The sequence below is a fragment of the Microbispora sp. CA-135349 genome (assembly GCF_050947365.1).
GTDB lineage: Bacteria > Actinomycetota > Actinomycetes > Streptosporangiales > Streptosporangiaceae > Microbispora.
The window spans coordinates 1576824-1596120 of record NZ_CP192001.1; the positions used below are offsets into that span (position 1 = coordinate 1576824).

The window sequence follows — 19297 nt, forward strand, 5'->3', positions numbered from 1 at the left end:
ACGTCTGACATGGTCCGTGCGGCTTCCACCGAACGGCGAAGCGAGCGGCGGTGGCGGCCGTCCGGGCCGCTCGACGTCGCGCTGACGCTGTCCCCACATCGGCGCGGAGGAGGCGACCCGGCCTGGAGGCGTACGCCTGACGGGGCGATCTGGCGCACCTCGCGCACCCCCGAAGGGCCCGGCACGCTGCGCGTGACGGTGAGCGGCGACGAGGTCCTCGGGCAGGCGTGGGGGCCGGGAGCCGGCTGGCTGCTGGAGACGCTCCCGTCGCTGCTGGGCGCCGACGACGACGTGGCCGGCTTCGCCGCGATGCTCGCGCGGCTCGCCGGCTCGGGCGACGACCGGCACGCCGGCGTCGCCGCGTTCGTCGCGGGCCTGGCCGGGAGGGCCGCCGGGCTGCGGATCGGGCGCTCCCTGCGGGTGTTCGAGGCGCTCGCGCTCGCCGTGCTCGAGCAGAAGGTGGTCGGCAGGGAGGCATGGCGGGCCTGGCGGTTCCTGCTGCGCCGGTACGGCGAGCCGGCCCCCGGCCCGGCCCCCGAGGGCATGTACGTGGTCCCGCCGCCGGAGGTGTGGCGGGCGATCCCGTCGTGGGACTGGCATCGGGCGGGCGCGGAGGCCGTACGGGCCAGGACGATCGTCAACGCGGCCCGGCACGCCGAGAAGCTGGAGCGCACCGCCACCACCATCACGGAGGCGTCGGCGGAGGCGGATCACCTGCTGCGGGCGCTGCCGGGGATCGGCGTGTGGACCTCCGCCGAGGTGCGCCAGCGGGCCCACGGCGACCCGGACGCCCCGAGCGTGGGCGACTTCCACCTGCCGGGCATCGTCGGCTACGCGCTGACCGGGCGGAAGACCGACGACGACGGCATGCTCGAACTGCTCGAGCCGTTCCGGGGGCACCGCCACCGCGTGGTCAGGCTGATCGAGCTCAGCGGCCTCAGGCCGCCGGCACGCGGCCCGCGCATGGCGGCGCGCGACTACCGGGCCTTCTGACCGTGTCCGCCGCGCCGGGGGTGACCGGCCTCGCGCGGGCGCAGCTTCTGGTTGATCTCGCAGTCCGCGACCCCCTCCTTGCAGTTGCCGTTGAGGGTGTCGGTGAAGAAGCTGACGCTCGCCTCCTGCTGGAGGCCGGTGACCGCGACACCGTTGTTGCCCGCTGCGGCGTTCACGTTGCGCCTGCCCGTGGACACCTGGCGGACGGCGCTGGTGATCGTGGGGGCGTTGGCCGTGTTGCGGCCGTCCGTGACCTGCTTCGCGTGGCCCTTGCCCGATCCGCCGCCGTGCCCCGCGTGCGGCGCCGCGAGCACGCCGGCCGCCGCCGGCGCCGACACTCCCATGAGGACCGCCGCGATCCCCGAGGCTAGACAAAACGCACCATTTGCCCTGATAGCGGCCATAAATTCCTCGCCCATTCGTCGATCTCGCTCACCGCTCATACCCTCCGGCCGCAAAGGCCCCGATGGGCGTACGCCATGACTTCTTCCGTTCGGACCGCCGGGGGCTGGGTACGGCGGACGGACCCACGCCCCGTAGGGTGCGGCGTATGACGGCGAAGCGACCCCCGAACGTCAGCTCCGACAGCGGCACCCGCCGGGCACTCGCGCGGGCCAGGGACGGCAAGGCCCTCGACCTCGCCGAGGCGGCGATCCTGCTGCGCGCCCGCGGCGACGACCTCGACGCCCTGCTCGCGCACGCATCGCGGGTCAGGGACGCGGGCCTGGAGGCCGCCGGACGGCCCGGCGTCGTCACCTACAGCCGCAAGGTGTTCATCCCGCTGACCCGGTTGTGCCGGGACAGGTGCGGCTACTGCACGTTCGCCACCGCCCCGCACAAGCTGCCGAGCGCCTTCCTGTCCCCGGACGAGGTGCTGGAGATCGCCCGCCAGGGCGCGGCGATGGGCTGCAAGGAGGCGCTGTTCACGCTCGGCGACCGGCCGGAGGACCGGTGGCACCAGGCGCGCGAGTGGCTGGACGCCCACGGGTACGACGACACGTTGTCGTACGTCCGGGCGATGGCGATCCGGGTGCTGGAGGAGACAGGACTGCTGCCGCACCTCAATCCCGGCGTGCTGACCTGGAAGGACCTGCAGCGGCTCAAGCCGGTCGCGCCCTCGATGGGCATGATGCTGGAGACCACCTCACGGCGGCTGTTCACCGAGAAGGGCGAGGCCCACTACGGCTCTCCCGACAAGGACCCCGACGTACGGCTGCGCGTGCTGGAGGACGCCGGCCGCTCCAGCGTGCCGTTCACGACGGGCCTGCTGATCGGCATCGGCGAGACGATCGAGGAGCGGGCCGAGTCGATCTTCGCGATCCGCCGGGTGGCCAGGGAGTACGGCGGCATCCAGGAGGTCATCGTCCAGAACTTCCGCGCCAAGCCCGACACGGCCATGCGCGGCATGCCCGACGCCGACCTGCACGAGCTGGCCGCGACGATCGCGGTGACACGGCTGGTGCTCGGGCCGAAGGTCCGCGTGCAGGCGCCGCCCAACCTGATCGGCGAGGAGTACGCGCTGATGCTGCGGGCGGGCATCGACGACTGGGGCGGGGTCTCCCCGCTCACGCCCGACCACGTCAACCCGGAGCGGCCGTGGCCGCAGATCGACGACCTCGCCGCGCGGACCGCCGCCGCCGGGTTCACGCTGCGCGAGCGCCTCACGATCTATCCCGAGTACGTCGTCGCGGGGGAGCCGTGGCTCGACCCCCGGCTGCGCGAGCACGTGGCGGCGCTGGCCGACCCCGCCACCGGGCTCGCCCGGGAGGACGCGGTTCTCCTCGGCCGTCCCTGGCAGGAGCCCGACGGCGGCCTCGGCGGTCTCGTCACCGGCGGACGGGCCGATCTGCACACGGCCGTCGACGCCGAGGGCCGTACGAGCGACCGCCGCGCCGACTTCGACAGCGTGTACGGCGACTGGGACGCCCTGCGCGAGCGCCTGCCGGGCGCCCGGAACCGCACGGTCGGGGCGGACGTGCGGGAGGCGCTGCGGCAGGCCGAGGCGGACCCCGCGCGGCTGACCGACGAGCAGGCGCTGACACTGCTCGATCTCGCCGGGGACCAGTCGGGGGCGGGCGCCGACGACGCCGGCCTCGACGAGCTGTGCCGGATCGCCGACGGGCTGCGCCGCGAGGCGGTGGGCGACGACGTCACCTACGTCGTCAACCGCAACATCAACTTCACCAACGTCTGCTACACCGGCTGCCGGTTCTGCGCGTTCGCCCAGCGGCGCACCGACGCCGACGCCTACACCCTGTCGCTGAGCGAGGTGGCCGACCGGGCGCAGGAGGCGTGGGAGGCCGGGGCGACCGAGGTGTGCATGCAGGGCGGCATCCACCCCGACCTGCCCGGCACGGCCTACTTCGACATCGCACGGGCCGTCAAGGAGCGCTGCCCCGAGATCCACGTGCACGCGTTCTCGCCGATGGAGGTCGTCAACGGCGCGAGCCGCACGAACCTGTCGGTCGAGGAGTGGCTGCACGCGGCGCGGGAGGCGGGCGTCGACTCGCTGCCCGGAACGGCCGCCGAGATCCTCGACGACGACGTCCGGTGGGTGCTCACCAAGGGCAAACTCCCGGCCAGGGAGTGGATCGAGGTCATCACCACGGCGCACCGGGTCGGCATCCCGACGACCTCGACCATGATGTACGGCCACGTGGACACCCACGAGCACTGGGTGCGCCACATCCGGCTGATCCGGTCGATCCAGGAGGAGACGGGCGGGTTCAGCGAGTTCGTGCTGCTGCCGTTCGTTCACCACAGCGCGCCGATCTACCTGGCGGGGATCTCCCGGCCGGGGCCGACCGCCCGGGAGAACCGCGCGGTCCACGCGCTGGCCCGGATCATGCTGCACGGCGCGATTCGCAACATCCAGTGCTCCTGGGTGAAGCTGCGCGACGACCTGTGCCGTGACGTGCTCGCCGGAGGCGTGAACGACCTCGGCGGCACGCTCATGGAGGAGACGATCAGCCGGATGGCCGGATCCGAGAACGGCTCCTACAAGACGATCACCGAGATCGCGGCCATGGTCGCCCCGACCGGCCGTCCGCTGCGCCAGCGCACCACGTCGTACGGCCGGCCGAGTGAGGAACGGGCCGAGGCCGCCAGGCGCAGCGACGGCGTGTGCCAGTCGGTCCGCCGTGTCCAGTTCCTGGAGACGCCCCTCGAGACGCCCCAGACCGGGCGGCAGCCGATCGGGTAGCCCGTCCGCCGCCGCGTGATCTCCAAGCCAATTGCAAGATCGTGATCTTAATATCAGTCGGCATGGAAAGACGGCTGGTGCTCGGTGTCCTGCTGATGACGGTCCTCGGCGGATGCGGGGTCCTTGAAGAGGGCGTGATGAGCGGCTCGGTGAGCGAGGGGCGGGACGAGGATCCCCGGGAGGCCGGACCCGGGGAGGCCGAACCCGGAGAGGTCGAGCGCGGCGTGCTGAAGGGGCGGGTGGTCGACGCGCAGGGCAGGCCGATCGAGGGGGCCGAGATCGTCGCCGACAATCAGCTGCTCTACGACAGCAACGAGGTCGTGCGGACCGATGGCGACGGCCGCTACCGCGTCGCCACGAACATCGGGGCGACCTTCCACGCGTCGGCGACGATCACCAGGCGCTACAACGGCCGGGAGTACTCGCTGGGCCTGGCGCCCGACGACGACGCGCCGTTCGCCGGGCCGAGCGGCGCGATCAGGAACTTCACCTGGAGACTCACGGGGAAGAAGCCCGACGATCTCGGCTTCTACGGCGGCAAGGTGCTGTTCCGCGTCGACCTGAACGACCAGCTCGACACGGGCGCCTTCCTGGAGGACGAGAAGGTGCGGCTCACCCTCGTGCCGGACGGTCCGCTGATCGACGGCTCCGAGGGGAGCCGGATCGTGCGGACGGCCACCCGGAACGGCGACGGCTCGGGCCTGGAGGACGTGCCCATCGGCCGCTACCGGATCACGGCCGACTACGAGGGCCGCCCGCTCGCGGTGAAGCTCCGCGGCGCTGCCGACTACGCGCAGGAGGTCGTCGCCGACTTCACCCCCGTCATGACCGGCGTCTACTGGATCGAGCTGGAGCTCGGGCTCCCACAGGGGTGAGCGGACGGTCCGCAGCTGTCTGTCGCCGCGCCCGCCTCCGCCGCGGCCACCTCACGGAGCGGCAGTGATCCCGGCGCTCACCTCGTGACGTAGAAGTCGGCCGGGTCGCGCGGCGGCCGGTCCTTCGGCGGCGCGGCGGGATGACCGACGGCCACGGCGCCCATGGGGTCCCAGTTGTGCGGCAGGCCGAGCACCTTGCGCACCACGTCGCGGCAGAACATCGTGGACGACACCCACGCCGAGCCCAGGCCCTGCACGGCGAGCTGGACCAGGAAGTTCTGCACTCCGGCGCCGGTGGCCACCACGAACATCTCGCGCTCGGCGGCGTTCCTGCGGTCGTCCCTGTAGGTGTGCGAGCCGTCCATCACCAGGCAGGGCACCGCCAGGTAGGGCGCGTTCCTGAGCACGTCGCCGCGCCGGATCCGCCGCGCGATCGACTCCTCGGAGAAGCCGTCGGAGCGCAGGTCCTCGATCCACGCGTCCCGCATGGCGTCGAGCAGTTCCGTACGCGCCGCCGGCGTCTCCAGCAGCACGAACCGCCAGGGGGTGGTGTGGTGCGGGGCGGGCGCGGCGACGGCGGCGGCCACGGCCCGCCGTACGGCCGCGGGGTCGACCTCGCGGCCGGAGAACTCGCGGATCGTGCGGCGCGCGAAGACCACGTCGGCCGAGCCGAACCGGAACATGTCCTCGTCGGCGGGGCGGACGAGGGCCCGCCCGCCGGGGCCGTCCTCGTCCGTCACCAGGTCGCCCAGCCCGCGGACGACGGCCACCGGCACGCCGGACAGCTTGCCCTTCGCCAGATCGCCCGCCGCCGCGATCTCGTCGGCCAGCGCCGTGACGGTGGCGTTGAGCGGGTTGCCGTAGCCGTCGGCGCCGCCGCGCAGGTCCTCCACCGGCCGTACGCCGGCCGCGCCGATGGCGACGTCGGTCAGGCCGTGCCGCCAGGGCCGGCCGAAGGTGTCGGAGACGATCACCCCGACCCGCACGCCGAGCCGCTCGCGCAGCCCCCGGCGGATCCGCGCCGCCGAGGCGTCCGGGTCCTCGGGGAGCAGCAGCACCGTGCCGGGGGAGGTGTTGGAGGCGTCGACGCCGGCCGCGGCCATCACGAAGCCGTGCCGCGTCTGCGCGATGACCGTGTCGCCGCGCCGCGCGACCACGCGCTCGGTCTCCTCCTCGATCGCGGCCGTACGGCTGCTGTCCCGGCGGATGCGGCCTTCGGCCTTACTCACGATCTTGGAGGTGACGACCAGGATGTCGCCGTCCTCCAGGTCGGGCGCGGCCTGCGCCACGAGCAGGGCGATGTCGTCGCCGGGCGCGACCTCGGGGATCCCGGCGACGCCGCTTACGGTGATGTGGGCCATTGGTCCTCTTGGTCTACGAGATCACGGGGAGGGGGTCAGCGGAGGGATTCGGCGAGGGCGAGGGCCGCGGCGGCGATGTCCCTCGTCGCCTCGGGGTCGCTCATCAGGAGCGGCCGGGCCTCCACCACGACGCCGTCGAGCGTCACGCCCTTGTCCTCCTCGGCCACGAGCCAGCCGTCGAGCAGCGCGGAGCCGTACAGCTCCAGGACCGCCTGGGCGCTCGTCTCCACGCCGATCGCGGTCAGGCAGGCGTCGGCCATGCCGCGCACCGGCGCGCCGCCGATGATGGGGGAGACGCCGACGACGGTCTTGTCCTCCAGGGCCGCCCGGATGCCCGGGATCTGGAGGATCGTGCCGATGCTGACGACCGGGTTCGACGGGGGCAGGATCACGACGTCCGCCGCCGCGATGGCGTCGAGCACACCCGGCGCGGGACGGGCCTCGTCCGCGCCGACGAGCACGATCTGCTCGGCCGGCACCGAGGCGCGCAGCCGCACCCACCACTCCTGGAAGTGGATGGCCCTCCTGCCGGCCTCGTCGGAGACGACCACGTGGGTCTCGGTGCGGTCGTCCGACATCGGCAGCAGCCGCACCCCGGGCCGCCACCGGTCGCACAGGGCCTCGGTCACCTGCGAGAGCGGATATCCGGCCGCCAGCATCTGGGTGCGGACGATGTGGGTGGCGAAGTCCCGGTCGCCGAGGCCGAACCACTGCGGCTCCATGCCGTACGCCGCGAGCTCCTCCTTCACCGTGAACGTTTCACCGGCCCGTCCCCAGCCCTGCTCCTCGTCGATGCCGCCGCCGAGTGTGTACATGACGGTGTCGAGGTCGGGGCAGACACGAAGGCCGAACAGGGTGATGTCGTCGCCGGTGTTGCCGATAACGGTGATCTCGGAATCGGGGGCCGCGGCCTTGAGACCTCGGAGGAATCGGGCGCCGCCGATTCCTCCGGCGAGGGACACGATGCGCATGCCGTCAGTCTTCCACCGGCCGCCCGAGGCATCGCCGACCCCCCACCCCGAAAACGGGATGAACAGCCAAATGTAGGGTGTGTTCGTCTTGTGAGGTTCTTGGGTCTGCCAACACATAAGTCAGGCATGTGCGAAACTTCCCCGAGTGCCTTTTGGACCGATGGGGGTAGTCGTGCTCAAGGTCGATACCGGCCGGCTCCGCGAGCCGGCCGCATGGACGATGCTCGCGGTGGTGATCACCACCGTCCTCGTGAGCATCGCGCACTTGCTGATCGGCTCCTCGTCGAGCAGCACGTTCGGCCTCCGCGCGGCGGCGAACCTGCACTCCCTTGTGTCCCCGGTCTCGAGCGCGCTCGTGGCCGGCGCCGTGCTGCTCGTCGCCAAGGCCGGCGCACCCACCCCCCGGGCCCGGCTGGTGGCGCTGGGCGCGGCCGGGTCGCTCGGTCTCGGCGTCGTCTTCGGCGTGATCGCCCTGTTGGGCGTGCTCGTGGGCGACCTGCCCACGTTCCGCGACCGGTTCGAGATCCTGATCACCGGACTGCCGATGATCGCGCTCGCCGTCCTCGGCGCGCTGTTCGCGCTGAGCACGGCCTCCGCGCTCCAGCCCGCCAGGGAGCCGGCGGGCGACTACTTCGGCAGGCGCGAGGACGCCTACCCGCCCCAGTCCTACGCGCCCGCGCCGCCGCAGGCCCCCCAGACGCCGCATGCCCCCCATGCGCCGCAGGTGCCGCAGGGGTACGGCGAGGCGCCGGGAGCGGGCATGCCCGTGCACAACCCCAACAGCGGTCAGCAGGGCCCAGGCCAGCAGGGCCCCGGTCAGCAGCAGTTCGGCCACCCCGCTCCGGGCGACCCGCACAACGCTCCCCAGGCCGTTCCTCAGCCGGGTCAGTACGACGCCCCTCACCACAGCCAGCCGCAGGGCCAGCCCCAGAGCCAGCCCCAGAGCCAGGGCCAGCCGCAGGGGCCCGCGTACGGGCAGAGCGCGCCGGCCCACCCCGCGCTGCCGCCCGCCGAGCACCGGTACGCCGAGCACCAGCAGCAGTACGCCCAGGAACAGTACGCCCCAGAGCAGCAGTACGCCCCAGAGCAGCAGTACGCGGCGCAGGAGCGGAGCCAGGGCGCCTTCGGCCAGGAGCGGCCACAGGACGTCTACAACCCCGCACCAACCGCCCCGCAGCCTCCGCCGTACGGCCAGCCCGCTGCTTCCGCCCCCGCCCCCGCCCCCGCCCAGGGGCATGGTCAGGGACAGACGCAGCAGCCCGCGCCGTCACTGCAGAACGTCCAGACCGGCGCGCACTACTCCGACTACGGTCAGCAGGGCTACCAGCAGGAGCGGCCCCCGACCGGCGCGTACGGCACGCAGCCCGAGCCGGCGCCCCAGCGGGCCGATTACTCCCCGCCGCCCCAGGGCCCGGTGTTCGACCAGTACGGCTACGCGGGCCAGCAGACCGACGGCGGCGGCTACGGCCAGTTCCCGAGCGCTTCCCCCGGCGCGCCGGGCGGCCCCGGTGCCCCCGATTACGGCCAGCCCTCCTACGACCAGGCCAGGCCGTACGAGCAGAATCAGCAGTACGGGCAGGACCGGCAGTATGGGCAGGGGTCGCCTTTCTCCGGGTACTCCGGTCCGGAGTTCGCCCGCCATGCGGCCGACCACACGCCCGGCCACACGCCCGGTCACACGCCCGGTCACACGCCCGGCCATGCGGCCGGGGGCCCGGCCTTCGACGCTCCCCCCGCGTACGAGGGCCCGGCCGACCCGAGGGAGCAGCAGCTCGCGCAGGCCTACCAGCAGGCGCAGAGCTACCGGCAGGGCGCCCTGCCCGACCACCCCACCGGCCCTCAGGACCTGCCGGAGTACTACGACAACCCGCTCGGCCACCCCCAGTCCGAGCCCGCGCCGTTCCAGCCCCCGGCAGCCGGTCCCGCCGAACAGACCGTCCGGTTCGACCCCTCCGCCTACCACGGGGACCCGCTCAGCGACCCGCTGCGCAGGGAGGAGCCACTCGACCCGACGGCCATCTACACGCCGGATCGGTCGCAGGCAAAGTATGAGGAAGGTTCCGCCCCCGATCAGGCAGGCCGCGGAACCGACCCCAACCTGCCTTGGTATGGTTCCGAACGCTGATAGGACCGTAGATCGGGGCGTACGAACCGGGGCGAGCAGGTCTTTCCCCGGGTATCGGTATGCCGCTTGACGCCACACGCGCCACGCGCGTGTAATTACAGACATGTTGTTACGCCTTCCCAAGGGTGGGTATAGGGCAGGCGTTTTATGGGGGGCTCCATGTGGGCGGGCGAGCGACAGGGAGGTGTGCAATGACCGATCTGGTCATGGCACAGGCGCTCGATGGTGAAGATCTCGGGTGGCAGGAGCGCGCTCTGTGTGCGCAGACCGACCCTGAAGCGTTCTTTCCTGAGAAGGGCGGTTCCACCAGAGAAGCCAAGAAGGTGTGCCGCTCGTGTGAGGTGCGCGCCGAGTGTCTCGAATACGCGCTGCAGCATGATGAGCGTTTCGGCATCTGGGGCGGCCTGTCCGAGCGGGAGAGGCGCAAGATCAAGCGCCAGGCCGTCTAGGTCGTAGCCCGGCACGGGGCCGTGCGCTCGGCGCGCGGTCCCGTATTCATGTCTGGGGTGCTGCTGACAGCCTGTTTCGCCTGGATGTGATCGGGTGAGTCCGGGTTGCCGTATCGTTGTCGGCGCTCAGCCGTACGACCCCCCTAGGACTCGACGTGCACTCGGTGACCGCGATCGTCGTCGCCCACGACGGCGCCCGCTGGCTCAAGGAGACGCTGGCGGCGGTGCTGCGCCAGACCCGGCCTCTCGACCGTGTCGTGGGCGTCGACAACGGCAGCCGTGACGGCAGCGGGAAGATGCTGACCGAGGCGTTCGGCGCGGGCAACGTGCTCACCCTGCCTCGGTCGACCGGGTTCGGTGAGGCCGTCCACGAGGTGCTGAGGCGGCTGCCGCCCGCGCCCGGTCAGGAATGGGTCTGGCTGCTCCACGACGACTGCGTGCCCGACGGCGGTGCGTTGCAGGCCCTGCTGTGGGCCGCCGAGCAGGATCCCAAGGCCGCCATCCTCGGCCCCAAGCTGCGCGACTGGCTCGACCGGCGGGTGCTGCTGGAGATGGGCGTGACCGTCAGCAGGTCGGGGCGGCGCGACACCGGCCTGGAGCCGAGGGAGTACGACCAGGGCCAGCACGACGGGATCGCCGACGTCCTGTCGGTCTCCACCGCGGGCATGCTGATCCGCAGGGACGTCTGGGACGAGCTGTCCGGCCTCGACCCCGCGCTGCCGCTGTTCCGCGACGACCTCGACCTGTGCTGGCGGGCCCGTACGGCCGGGCATCGCGTGCTCAACGTGAGCGACGCGGTGGCCTGGCACGCCGAGGCGTCGGCGCGGCGGCGCCGCAGGATCGCCACCAGCGACGAGCATCCGCGCAGGCTCGACCGGCGCAACGGTCTGTTCGTCCTGATGGCGAACCTGCCGTTCGGCGCGCTCGTGCGGTCGGTGCTGCGCAACGTCTTCGGGTCCACGCTGCGGGCCCTGCTGTTCCTGCTGGCCAAGCAGCCGGCCAACGCGCTCGACGAGCTGGCCGCGCTCGGCTCGGTCATCGGTCATCCGATGCGCCTGCGCCGGGCCCGCAAGGCCAGGAAGAAGGGCAGGAAGCAGGGCTGGCCGGCGATCCGGCGCAAACTCACTCCGCCGGGCGCCGCGCTGCGGCGGCTGGCCGACATGGTGCAGGGTTTCCTCGCCGGAGCCGGTCCGGTGGACTCGGCGGGCCGCCACCACGCGGGCGCGGATCGCGCCCAGGAGGACGACGGCGACGAACTGCTGACCGACTCGGGCGGCGTCCAGCGCGTGCTCAGCAGCCCCGGCGTGGTGCTCTGCCTGATCCTCATCGTGATCACGCTGGCTGCCGAAAGGGCGCTGCTGCCCCAGCTCCTGTCCTCCGGCGGACACCTGGGCGGCGGGGCTCTGGTGCCGGTCACCGGAGGTGCGTCCGACCTGTGGCGGTTCTACGTCGAGGACCATCACGCCGCCGGGCTCGGCTCGCAGACCTGGGCCCCGCCGTACGTCGCCGTGCTGGCCGGGCTGTCGGCGGTCGCGCTGGGCAAGACGTGGCTGGCCGTGGCCGTGGTGCTGCTCGGCTGCGTGCCGCTGGCGGGGATCTCGGCGTACGCGGCGACGAAACGGATGATCTCGTACACGCCGGCGCGCGTCTGGCTGGGCGCGACCTACGCCCTGCTGCCGGTCGCGACGGGCGCGGTGGCGGGCGGGCGCCTCGGCACCGCGATCGTGATCGTGCTGCTGCCCGTCTACGCGGCGCTCGCCACGCGGGTGATCGCCGGATCGCGGCGGGCGGCCTGGGGTTTCGGCCTGCTGCTGACCGTGGGCACGGCCTTCGTGCCGCTCGTGTACGTGCTGGTGGCGATCCTCGGCGGGCTCGCCGCGGTGTCGTTCGGCGGCATCCGCAGGGGCGTCAGGCGGTCGCTCGTGATCGGTCTCGGCACCCCGGTCGTCCTGTTGTTCCCGTGGCTCGCCCAGATCGTCAGGGAGCCGGGACGGATCCTGCTCGAGTCCGGCCTGCATGACGCGCGGCTGATCGACCCCCGCCTCGGCGCCGACTCCCTGCTCATGCTCAGCCCCGGCGGGCCCGGGGTGCCGCCCATGTGGGCGACGGCGGGCCTGATCGCGGTCGCGCTGGCCGCGCTGCTGCTGCGGCGTCACCAGATGGTCGTCGCGATCGGCTGGGGCGTCATGCTCTTCGGGCTGCTGGTGGCGATCGTGGTCAGCCGGATCGACGGCGCGGCCTGGCCGGGGGTGCCGCTGGCCTTCGCGGCGACCGGCCTGCTGGTGGCCGCGGGACACCAGGCGCACCGCATCGCCGAGTTCCGCGCCGCGCGCGGGCTGCGCCGCCTGGGAGCGATGTTGATCGTCGTGGTCGCCTTCGCGACCCCGCTCGCCGCCGCCGGGCTGTGGGTGACCAGGGGCGCCGGCGACCCGCTGCGCGGTGACCTGAGCGACCCGGTGCCGGTGCTCGCCGCGCTCCAGTCGGCGCCCGGCGAGGGCACGCTTCTGCTGCGTCCCAGGGACGGCAGGGTCGGCTACACGCTGCTGCGCGGCCGGGGCCCGCTGATCGGCGAGTCCGACCTCGAACCGCCCCGGGACGCGATTCCCCGTTTCGCGACCGCGGTCTCCGGGCTGGCCTCGGGCCGGGGAAACACCTACGTCCAGACGCTCGCGTCGTACGGGGTCCGCTTCGTGACGGTCCCTGGCCCCGTCGACCCGGCCCTGCAACGGGCGCTCGATTCTCAGCCCGCCCTGGCCCGGCTGAGCCTCTCGGAGACGGGCGGCCTGTGGCGTGTGGCGGGCCAGGTGACGGTGCCCCCGCCGCCGGCGACCGCCGGGGCGCTGCACCGGGGCTGGCTGTGGGCCCAGGGCGCGCTGCTCGTGCTCGTGCTGATCCTGGCCTCGCCCGGAGCCCGTACGAAGGAGCCGGAGGGCGACTACGGCGACGCGCCCGTGGAGGAAGGGCCGCGGGGCCGCCGGCGAGCGAAGGAAGACAAGGGCAGGAAAGATCGGGTGCCCGCGTGAGGAGACTGATCGAGAACCGCTTCGGCCTGCTCGCCCTGGTGCTGGTCGCGCTGGGCGCGCTATACGGCGTGGCCTTCGTCAGCCGTCCCGCGCCGGCCGCGCAGGCGCGCCCCCAGGCCGTCAAGGTGCCGGTCGAGTCGGTGACCGCCGTGTGCCCGGCGCCGTCCGGCAGCCGGGTGAGCGTGGTGACCCCGGCGGACCCCGAGCGCGCCCAGACCCCCGGGAGCGCCACCCTGTCGGCGATCAGGGCCCCGGGGGAGGAGAAGGGCGGCGGCAAGGACGACGTGATCGACCGGCCGGGCCTGCTGTGGCAGCGCGAGATCGCCGCGGGTGGCGGCCCCCTCGTGGTCGACGCGACCGGTTCGATGGCCGCGGGGCTGGAGAGCGCCCAGACCGCCCGGGAGACGTCGGGCACCCAGCGGGGGCTCGCCGGGGTGCGGTGCGTCGAGCCCGGCGCCGAGAGCTGGTTCGTCGGGCCGGGGCCGGCCGCGGCGGAGATGACGCTCTACCTCGCCAACCCCGACTCGGCCCCGGCCAACGTCTCGTTCATGGTCTATTCCGGCGAGGGCCCGGTGCTGAGCGAGCGTGGCAACGGCGTCGTCGTCAAGCCCGGCCAGCACCGCGTGATCAGGCTGCGCGACCTCGCACCCTCCCCGTTGATCATGGCTCTGCAGGTGAGCACCCGGAGCGGCCGGGTGGCCGCCGCGGTGAAGGCCGTGCTGGGCGAGGGCAGGGGCGTCGACTGGCTGCCCGTCGCCGCCGCCCCCGCCACCCGGGTCGTCGTCCCCGGCATCCCCGGCACCGCCGGTCAGCGGGAGCTGTACGTCGCCGCGCCGGGGGAGCAGGACACGGTCGTGCGGATCAAGGCCGTGCTGGAGGACGGCTCCTACGCCCTGAAGAACAAGGAGACGATCGAGGTGCCGGCCGGCTCGGCGGCCTCGCTCGACCTGTCCACGGGCATCGGCGGGCAGCCGGCCGCACTGGTGCTGGAGTCCGACGTCCCGATCGTGGCGGGCATGAAGATCACCGGAACGGGGGCGAGGCAGGACGTCGCCTTCGCGGCCGGCGCCGCCTCCGTCGACCTCGGCAGCGTCGTCGCCGACGGCCGGGCGGAAGGCAAGCAGACCTCGTGGCTGGTGCTGTCGGCGCCGTTCGGGGCGGCCACCGTGGAGGTGCGGCTGCTGCCCACGAAGGGGGAGGCGCCGGCCCCGGTCGAGGTGAAGGTGCCCGCCGCCCGCACCAAGGAGATCAGGCTGACTCCCCCGAAGGGCGCCAAGGGCGGCTTCAGCGTCGTCGTACGGCCGATGCCGGGCTCCGGGCCGGTGTACGGCGGGCGGGTCCTCGACGAGTCGGTCAAGGACGGCCAGATGGTCACCACGCAGCCGCTGGCCATGGCCAGGACCTGGGCGCTGGTGCCCCCGACCGTCGACGCGCCGGGCGTCGTGCTCCCGTGAAGCTTCAGTGGCGGTCGTCGTAGCCGGGGTCGATCGTCTCCGGCGTGAGGCCGAGCAGGCTGGCCACCTGTTCGACGACCACGTCCAGGACCAGCGTGCCGAGCTGGTCCCGGTCGCGGGCCCGGGCCTCCAGAGGGCGGCGGTACAGCACGACGGTGGCCGGATCCTCCCCTGAGGCCGACTCCGCCCGTCCCAGCGGGATGGGATCGGAGGACAGCCGGGCGGGGCCGTCCACCAGCTCGGCCGCCGGCGGCACCTCCTCCACCGCGAACTCCACCGACGCGAGCTGGGTGCCCCACCGCGGCTTGAGCCGGTCGACCGCGTCGAGCACGAGGTCGTCGAACCGCTCGCCGCGCGACTTGGCGATGGGAACGTGCGAGGGTGCGAGAGGGCCGCGCATGCCGCGGCCGTGCCGGTCGCGCCGGCGCACCCGCCGCACAGGATCCGGCCTGTCACCGCTCCGCTCGCTCACGCAGCCAGCTTAAGGCGTGTGCCGCCGGTGCGGTGGATCCCCGCGGGGGTGTCCGCTTTGCCCGTCAACGTCATGTCGACTTCTGAGAACAGTGAATTGTGGCGACACGTTCAATAAGAGCGGCGGGGTGGTGGCAATGTGAACGCGGACCGGATACGGTCCCTCCGTGAGCCCCGTCCGCAGCTGTTCCCGTACCGCCTGCAGGCAGCCTGCCGTCTTCACACTCACGTATGTCTACGCCGACTCGACCGCCGTACTCGGCCCCCTGGCGACGTACGTCGAGCCACACTGTTACGACTTGTGCGCGGAGCACGCGGAACGGCTCACCGCGCCCAGGGGATGGGAGGTCGTGCGCCTTCCGTCCGACTCCGTCGCCCCGAGCGGCGACGACCTGGAGGCCCTGGCGAACGCGGTCCGGGAGGCCGCACGCCCCGCTCCCGCCGCCGGCGAGCCCGTCGGCCAGGCGGTCGAGGTGGGCCGCCGGGGGCACCTGCGGGTGCTCAAGTCCGCCCAGCCCAACAGGGAGCGATGAGCCCAGGCGAAATCGCGCGTTGGAGGGCTCGTTGGGTGGGCAATCAGGCGCTATAGGCTCAGGTGCGAAACTTAACGACTTTTAGGGGCGTGCAGTGGCCGACCTCAGCAGGATCTTCAAGGCGTACGACGTGCGCGGCGTGGTGCCGGACGAGCTCGACGAGGAGATCGCGCAGGCCGTCGGGGCGGCCTTCGTGGAGCTGACCGGTGCGACCTCGGTGGTGATGGCGCACGACATGCGCACCTCGTCCGGCCCGCTGGCCGCGGCGTTCGCCCGGGGCGCGACCTCCCGGGGCGCCGACGTGATCAACGCCGGTCTCGGCTCGACCGACATGCTCTACTACGCCAGCGGCAGTCTGAACCTGCCGGGCGTCATGTTCACCGCCAGCCACAACCCGGCCAAATACAACGGCATGAAGATGTGCCGGGCGGGTGCGGTGCCGGTGGGCACCGACACCGGCCTGCTGGAGATCCGCGACCGCGCGGCCGAACTGCTCGACACCGGGCTGGGCGGCGAGCCCGGCAAAGGCACGGTGACCGAGCGGAACCTGCTGGAGGGCTACGCGGCCCACCTCAAGACGCTGGTCGACCTGTCGGGCATCCGGCCGCTGAAGGTGGTCGTGGACGCCGGCAACGGCATGGGCGGCTACACGGTGCCGGAGGTCTTCAAGGGCCTGCCGATCGAGCTGACCCCGCTCTATTTCGAGCTCGACGGCAGTTTCCCCAACCACGAGGCCAACCCCATCGAGCCGGAGAACCTGCGCGACCTGCAGAAGGCGGTCGTCTCGCAGGGCGCGGACATCGGCATCGCCTTCGACGGCGACGCCGACCGGTGCTGGGTCATCGACGAGCGGGGCGAGTCGGTCCCGCCGTCCACGATCACGGCACTGGTCGCGGTGCGGGAACTGGCCAAGAACCCCGGCGCCACGATCATTCACAACCTGATCACCTCCAAGGGCGTTCCGGAGATCGTCGCCGAGCACGGCGGCAAGCCCGTCCGCACCCGCGTCGGCCACTCGTTCATCAAGGCGGAGATGGCCCGCAGCGGCGCCGTCTTCGGGGGCGAGCACTCGGCCCACTACTACTTCCGCGACTTCTGGTTCGCCGACTCCGGCATGCTGGCCGCCCTGCACGTGCTCGCCGCGCTGGGTGAGCAGGACCGGCCGCTGTCGGAGGTGTTGTCCCGCTACTCGCGCTACGCCGCGTCCGGCGAGATCAACAGCCGGGTCGACGACCAGGCCGCCGCCCTCGACCGGGTACGCGAGACCTTCGCGGGCCGGGAGGGTGTTACCTTCGACGAGCTGGACGGACTCACCGTCAGCGGTCCGGACTGGTGGTTCAACCTCCGTCCGTCCAACACCGAGCCGCTGCTCCGGCTCAACGCGGAGGCCGCCGACGCGGAGAAGGTCGCCGCAGTCCGTGACGAAGTGCTCGCCGTGGTAAGGAGCTGACGAGTTGAAGATCGACGACTGGCTGCTGGACATCCTCGCCTGCCCGGCGTGCAAGTCCCCGCTCCGCGCCGTGCCCGACACGGACGAGCTGGCCTGCACCTCGGAGTCGTGCGGGCTGGTCTATCCCGTGCGTGACGACATCCCGGTGCTCCTCGTCGACGAGGCACGCAAGGCATGACCGGTGCCGGAGGGGCCCGGTTCGAGCCCGACCGGCTCGACGACCAGGCATACCTGGTGGAGGGCGACCCCTCCGGCATACTCCGTTCCGTCGCGTCGTCGGCCGCCCAGGTGCGGGCGGCGTACCGGTCGGCGGTGGAGAGCGGCCTGGCGCGGATCGGCGGCGACGGCCGCCCCCGGGCGATCGTCGTGGCGGGCGTGGGCGTCTCCGCCCTCGCGGGCGACGTGCTCGAGGCGCTGTGCCGGTACGGCGCTCCGGTCCCGGTGGTGACGGTGCGCGGGCATCGGCTGCCCGGCTGGACCGGCGCCGCCGACCTCGTCATCGCCGTCTCCCGCTCCGGCGGGACCGAGGAGACCGTCGCCGTGGCCGCCGAGGCCGTACGGCGCGGGTGCGCGCTCGTCGGCGTGGGCGCCCCCGACTCGCCGCTGTCGGCCCTGGTCGCGCGCGCGGGCGGGCCGTACGTGCCGGTGGGCGGGGCGACCGGGGTGGCCGGACAGCCGAAGGCCACGCTGTGGTCGCTCCTGGTGCCGCCGATCCTGGCGGCGGCCGCGCTCGGGCTGGTCCCGGCGGGGGAGAGCGAGTTCGAGTCGGTGGCCAAGCGGCTGGAGGACCTGGCCCATCGGTGCCGCCCGTCGAGCGAGTCGTTCATCAACCCCGGCAAGACGCTGGCCATGGAGCTGGCCGGGACGCTTCCGGTCATCTGGGGCACCTCGCCGCTGGCCGCGGTGGCGGCCCGCCGCCTGGCCGACCGGCTCAGCGAGGACGCGGGCTACCCGGCGATCTGGGGGGAACTGCCCGAGGCCACTCACAACCAGATCGTGACGTTCGATGGTCCGCTGGCCGGACGGGACGTCTTCGCCGACCCGTTCGCCGACGAGCCGGGGGAGGGCGTGCGCCTGCGCCTGTTCCTGCTGCGCGACGTGGAGGAGCACCCGCAGGTGACCAGGTCCCGCGCGGCCGCCGTGCGGCTGGCCGAGGACCGGGGCGTTCCGGTGTCCGAGATCCTGGCCGAGGGTGTGCACCCGCTGGACCGCCTCGCCGCTCTGGTCGGCCTGTGCGACTACGCGAGTGCCTACCTCGCGCTCGGGTACGGGATGGACCCGGCATCGGCCACGGCGGCCACGGAACTCCGGGCCAGGATTTCCGGGATTTCCCAATAGGATCGCCTCGGCCGATTGATATGAGGAGTTCATCGTGAGTGCGGGTGGCGGTACCAAGGCGATCCTCGCGGCGCTCGGCGCCAACCTGGCGATCGCCGTGGCGAAGTTCGTGGCGTTCCTGTTCACCGGGTCGTCGTCGATGCTCGCCGAGTCGGTCCACTCCGTGGCTGACTCCGGCAACCAGGCGCTGCTGATGCTCGGTGGCAAGCGCGCCGAGAAGCGGCGCACCCGCAAGCACCCCTTCGGCTACGGCCGGGAGCGCTACTTCTACGCGTTCGTGGTGGCCGTGGTGCTGTTCACGATCGGCGCCCTGTTCTCCCTCTACGAGGGATGGCACAAGATCGCTGAGCCGCAGCCCGTGGAGTCGCCGGTCTGGGCCTTCGCGGTGCTGGTCTTCGCGATCGTCGCCGAGGGCTTCTCGTTCCGTACGGCGATCAAGGAGTCGAGTGCTCTCAAGGGCGACCAATCCTGGGTGGCGTTCATCCGCAGGGCGAAGGCCCCCGAGCTCCCGGTCGTGCTGCTGGAGGACTTCGGCGCGCTGATCGGCCTGGTCTTCGCGCTGTTCGGCGTGGCGATGGCCGTCATAACCGGCAACGGCATGTGGGACGGCGTCGGCACCCTCATGATCGGTGTGCTGCTCGCCGTGATCGCGGTCATCCTGGCCACCGAGACCAAGTCGCTGCTGATCGGCGAGAGCGCGACCCCCGAGGTGGAGGACAAGATCTGCGCCGCGCTCGAGGCCGCCCCCGAGGTCAGCCGGGTCATCCACCTGCGCACCCTGCACCTGGGCCCGGAGGAGCTGCTGGTCGCCGCGAAGATCGCGGTGGAGCACGACGACACCGCCGGCGAGGTGGCGCGGGGCATCGACGAGGCCGAACGGCGCGTCCGCGAGGCGGTTCCGATGGCCCGGGTGATCTACCTGGAGCCGGACCTCTACCGGGCGGACGCGGCCTCGGAGCAGCACGCCGGCGCGTGATTCTCGTTACGGTCCGCCAGTTCTCACTGCGCACCGTAATTGAAATGTGATGGTGAGTCACTTCAACCTCGGTGGT

16 protein-coding genes are annotated in these 19297 nt (G+C 72.6%); 12 read left to right on the forward strand and 4 right to left on the reverse strand.

The genetic code is table 11. The features are described from left to right. The first annotated feature begins 9 nt into the window (after positions 1-9). Positions 10-993, forward strand: a complete 984-nt coding sequence (locus tag ACQPZZ_RS07720; protein ID WP_432930232.1) for a DNA-3-methyladenine glycosylase family protein — start codon at positions 10-12, stop codon at positions 991-993. On the opposite strand, the gene ACQPZZ_RS07725 is transcribed toward ACQPZZ_RS07720, so the two are convergent. Further along, complete coding sequence (locus ACQPZZ_RS07725; protein ID WP_432930234.1) at positions 978-1337, reverse strand: hypothetical protein; 360 nt, start codon at positions 1335-1337, stop codon at positions 978-980. The genes ACQPZZ_RS07720 and ACQPZZ_RS07725 overlap by 16 nt on opposite strands. Before the next feature lie 206 nt (positions 1338-1543). Here ACQPZZ_RS07725 and ACQPZZ_RS07730 point away from each other — a divergent pair, with 206 nt between their 5' ends. Both ACQPZZ_RS07730 and ACQPZZ_RS07735 read left to right on the forward strand, forming a co-directional pair. Beyond that, positions 1544-4195, forward strand: coding sequence for a bifunctional FO biosynthesis protein CofGH (locus tag ACQPZZ_RS07730; RefSeq protein ID WP_432930236.1), 2652 nt, complete (start codon positions 1544-1546; stop codon positions 4193-4195). A 62-nt stretch (positions 4196-4257) separates the two neighbouring features. Next, on the forward strand, positions 4258-5070 hold the full coding sequence (locus ACQPZZ_RS07735; RefSeq protein ID WP_432930238.1) for a carboxypeptidase-like regulatory domain-containing protein: 813 nt from the start codon (positions 4258-4260) through the stop codon (positions 5068-5070). Between the two features lie 77 nt (positions 5071-5147). Here the strand turns inward: ACQPZZ_RS07735 and ACQPZZ_RS07740 are convergent, their stop codons facing one another. Both ACQPZZ_RS07740 and cofD read right to left on the reverse strand, forming a co-directional pair. Further along, positions 5148-6431, reverse strand: a complete 1284-nt coding sequence (locus ACQPZZ_RS07740; RefSeq protein WP_432930240.1) for a coenzyme F420-0:L-glutamate ligase — start codon at positions 6429-6431, stop codon at positions 5148-5150. Between the two features lie 35 nt (positions 6432-6466). After that, positions 6467-7402 (reverse strand): 2-phospho-L-lactate transferase, encoded by a 936-nt coding sequence (gene cofD, locus ACQPZZ_RS07745; RefSeq protein WP_432930241.1) that lies wholly within the window; start codon positions 7400-7402, stop codon positions 6467-6469. Between the two features lie 172 nt (positions 7403-7574). Between cofD and ACQPZZ_RS07750 the strand changes: the two genes are divergently transcribed. From ACQPZZ_RS07750 to ACQPZZ_RS07765, 4 genes are all read left to right on the forward strand, one after another. Beyond that, positions 7575-9527: a hypothetical protein gene (locus ACQPZZ_RS07750; RefSeq protein ID WP_432930243.1), complete on the forward strand. Its 1953-nt coding sequence runs from the start codon at positions 7575-7577 to the stop codon at positions 9525-9527. A gap of 191 nt (positions 9528-9718) precedes the next feature. Then, positions 9719-9976, forward strand: coding sequence for a WhiB family transcriptional regulator (locus ACQPZZ_RS07755; RefSeq protein WP_079313297.1), 258 nt, complete (start codon positions 9719-9721; stop codon positions 9974-9976). A gap of 155 nt (positions 9977-10131) precedes the next feature. Next, positions 10132-12999, forward strand: a complete 2868-nt coding sequence (locus ACQPZZ_RS07760; RefSeq protein WP_432930246.1) for a glycosyltransferase — start codon at positions 10132-10134, stop codon at positions 12997-12999. Next, on the forward strand, positions 12996-14453 hold the full coding sequence (locus ACQPZZ_RS07765) for a DUF5719 family protein (protein ID WP_432930247.1): 1458 nt from the start codon (positions 12996-12998) through the stop codon (positions 14451-14453). The genes ACQPZZ_RS07760 and ACQPZZ_RS07765 overlap by 4 nt, the downstream gene beginning before the upstream one ends. Before the next feature lie 4 nt (positions 14454-14457). Here the strand turns inward: ACQPZZ_RS07765 and ACQPZZ_RS07770 are convergent, their stop codons facing one another. Beyond that, positions 14458-14925, reverse strand: coding sequence for a metallopeptidase family protein (locus ACQPZZ_RS07770; protein WP_363639804.1), 468 nt, complete (start codon positions 14923-14925; stop codon positions 14458-14460). Between the two features lie 166 nt (positions 14926-15091). On the opposite strand from ACQPZZ_RS07770, the gene ACQPZZ_RS07775 reads away from it, so the two are divergent. From ACQPZZ_RS07775 to ACQPZZ_RS07795, 5 genes are all read left to right on the forward strand, one after another. After that, the gene (locus tag ACQPZZ_RS07775) at positions 15092-15457 is read left to right on the forward strand and encodes a DUF3499 domain-containing protein (RefSeq protein ID WP_363469472.1); all 366 of its coding nucleotides are present in this window, start codon (positions 15092-15094) and stop codon (positions 15455-15457) included. Positions 15458-15551: 94 nt separating this feature from the next. Next, positions 15552-16907 carry a phosphomannomutase/phosphoglucomutase gene (locus ACQPZZ_RS07780; protein ID WP_432930250.1) on the forward strand — a complete coding sequence of 452 codons (1356 nt, stop codon included), beginning with the start codon at positions 15552-15554 and terminating at the stop codon, positions 16905-16907. 4 nt (positions 16908-16911) lie between these two features. After that, on the forward strand, positions 16912-17085 hold the full coding sequence (locus ACQPZZ_RS07785; RefSeq protein WP_357035272.1) for a Trm112 family protein: 174 nt from the start codon (positions 16912-16914) through the stop codon (positions 17083-17085). Next, positions 17082-18245 (forward strand): SIS domain-containing protein, encoded by a 1164-nt coding sequence (locus tag ACQPZZ_RS07790; RefSeq protein ID WP_432930252.1) that lies wholly within the window; start codon positions 17082-17084, stop codon positions 18243-18245. The genes ACQPZZ_RS07785 and ACQPZZ_RS07790 overlap by 4 nt, the downstream gene beginning before the upstream one ends. Before the next feature lie 34 nt (positions 18246-18279). Then, the gene (locus ACQPZZ_RS07795) at positions 18280-19221 is read left to right on the forward strand and encodes a cation diffusion facilitator family transporter (RefSeq protein WP_432930253.1); all 942 of its coding nucleotides are present in this window, start codon (positions 18280-18282) and stop codon (positions 19219-19221) included. Positions 19222-19297 lie beyond the last annotated feature (76 nt).

What these genes read in the sequence shown, in the direction of transcription:
- ACQPZZ_RS07790 (WP_432930252.1), top strand. Translation starts at nt 17,082, where the DNA reads ATGACCGGTGCCGGAGGGGCCCGGTTCGAGCCCGACCGGCTCGACGAC.
- ACQPZZ_RS07730 (WP_432930236.1), top strand. Translation starts at nt 1,544, where the DNA reads ATGACGGCGAAGCGACCCCCGAACGTCAGCTCCGACAGCGGCACCCGC.
- ACQPZZ_RS07735 (WP_432930238.1), top strand. Translation starts at nt 4,258, where the DNA reads ATGGAAAGACGGCTGGTGCTCGGTGTCCTGCTGATGACGGTCCTCGGC.
- ACQPZZ_RS07725 (WP_432930234.1), bottom strand. Translation starts at nt 1,337, where the DNA reads ATGGGAGTGTCGGCGCCGGCGGCGGCCGGCGTGCTCGCGGCGCCGCAC.
- ACQPZZ_RS07720 (WP_432930232.1), top strand. Translation starts at nt 10, where the DNA reads ATGGTCCGTGCGGCTTCCACCGAACGGCGAAGCGAGCGGCGGTGGCGG.
- cofD (WP_432930241.1), bottom strand. Translation starts at nt 7,402, where the DNA reads ATGCGCATCGTGTCCCTCGCCGGAGGAATCGGCGGCGCCCGATTCCTC.
- ACQPZZ_RS07740 (WP_432930240.1), bottom strand. Translation starts at nt 6,431, where the DNA reads ATGGCCCACATCACCGTAAGCGGCGTCGCCGGGATCCCCGAGGTCGCG.
- ACQPZZ_RS07755 (WP_079313297.1), top strand. Translation starts at nt 9,719, where the DNA reads ATGACCGATCTGGTCATGGCACAGGCGCTCGATGGTGAAGATCTCGGG.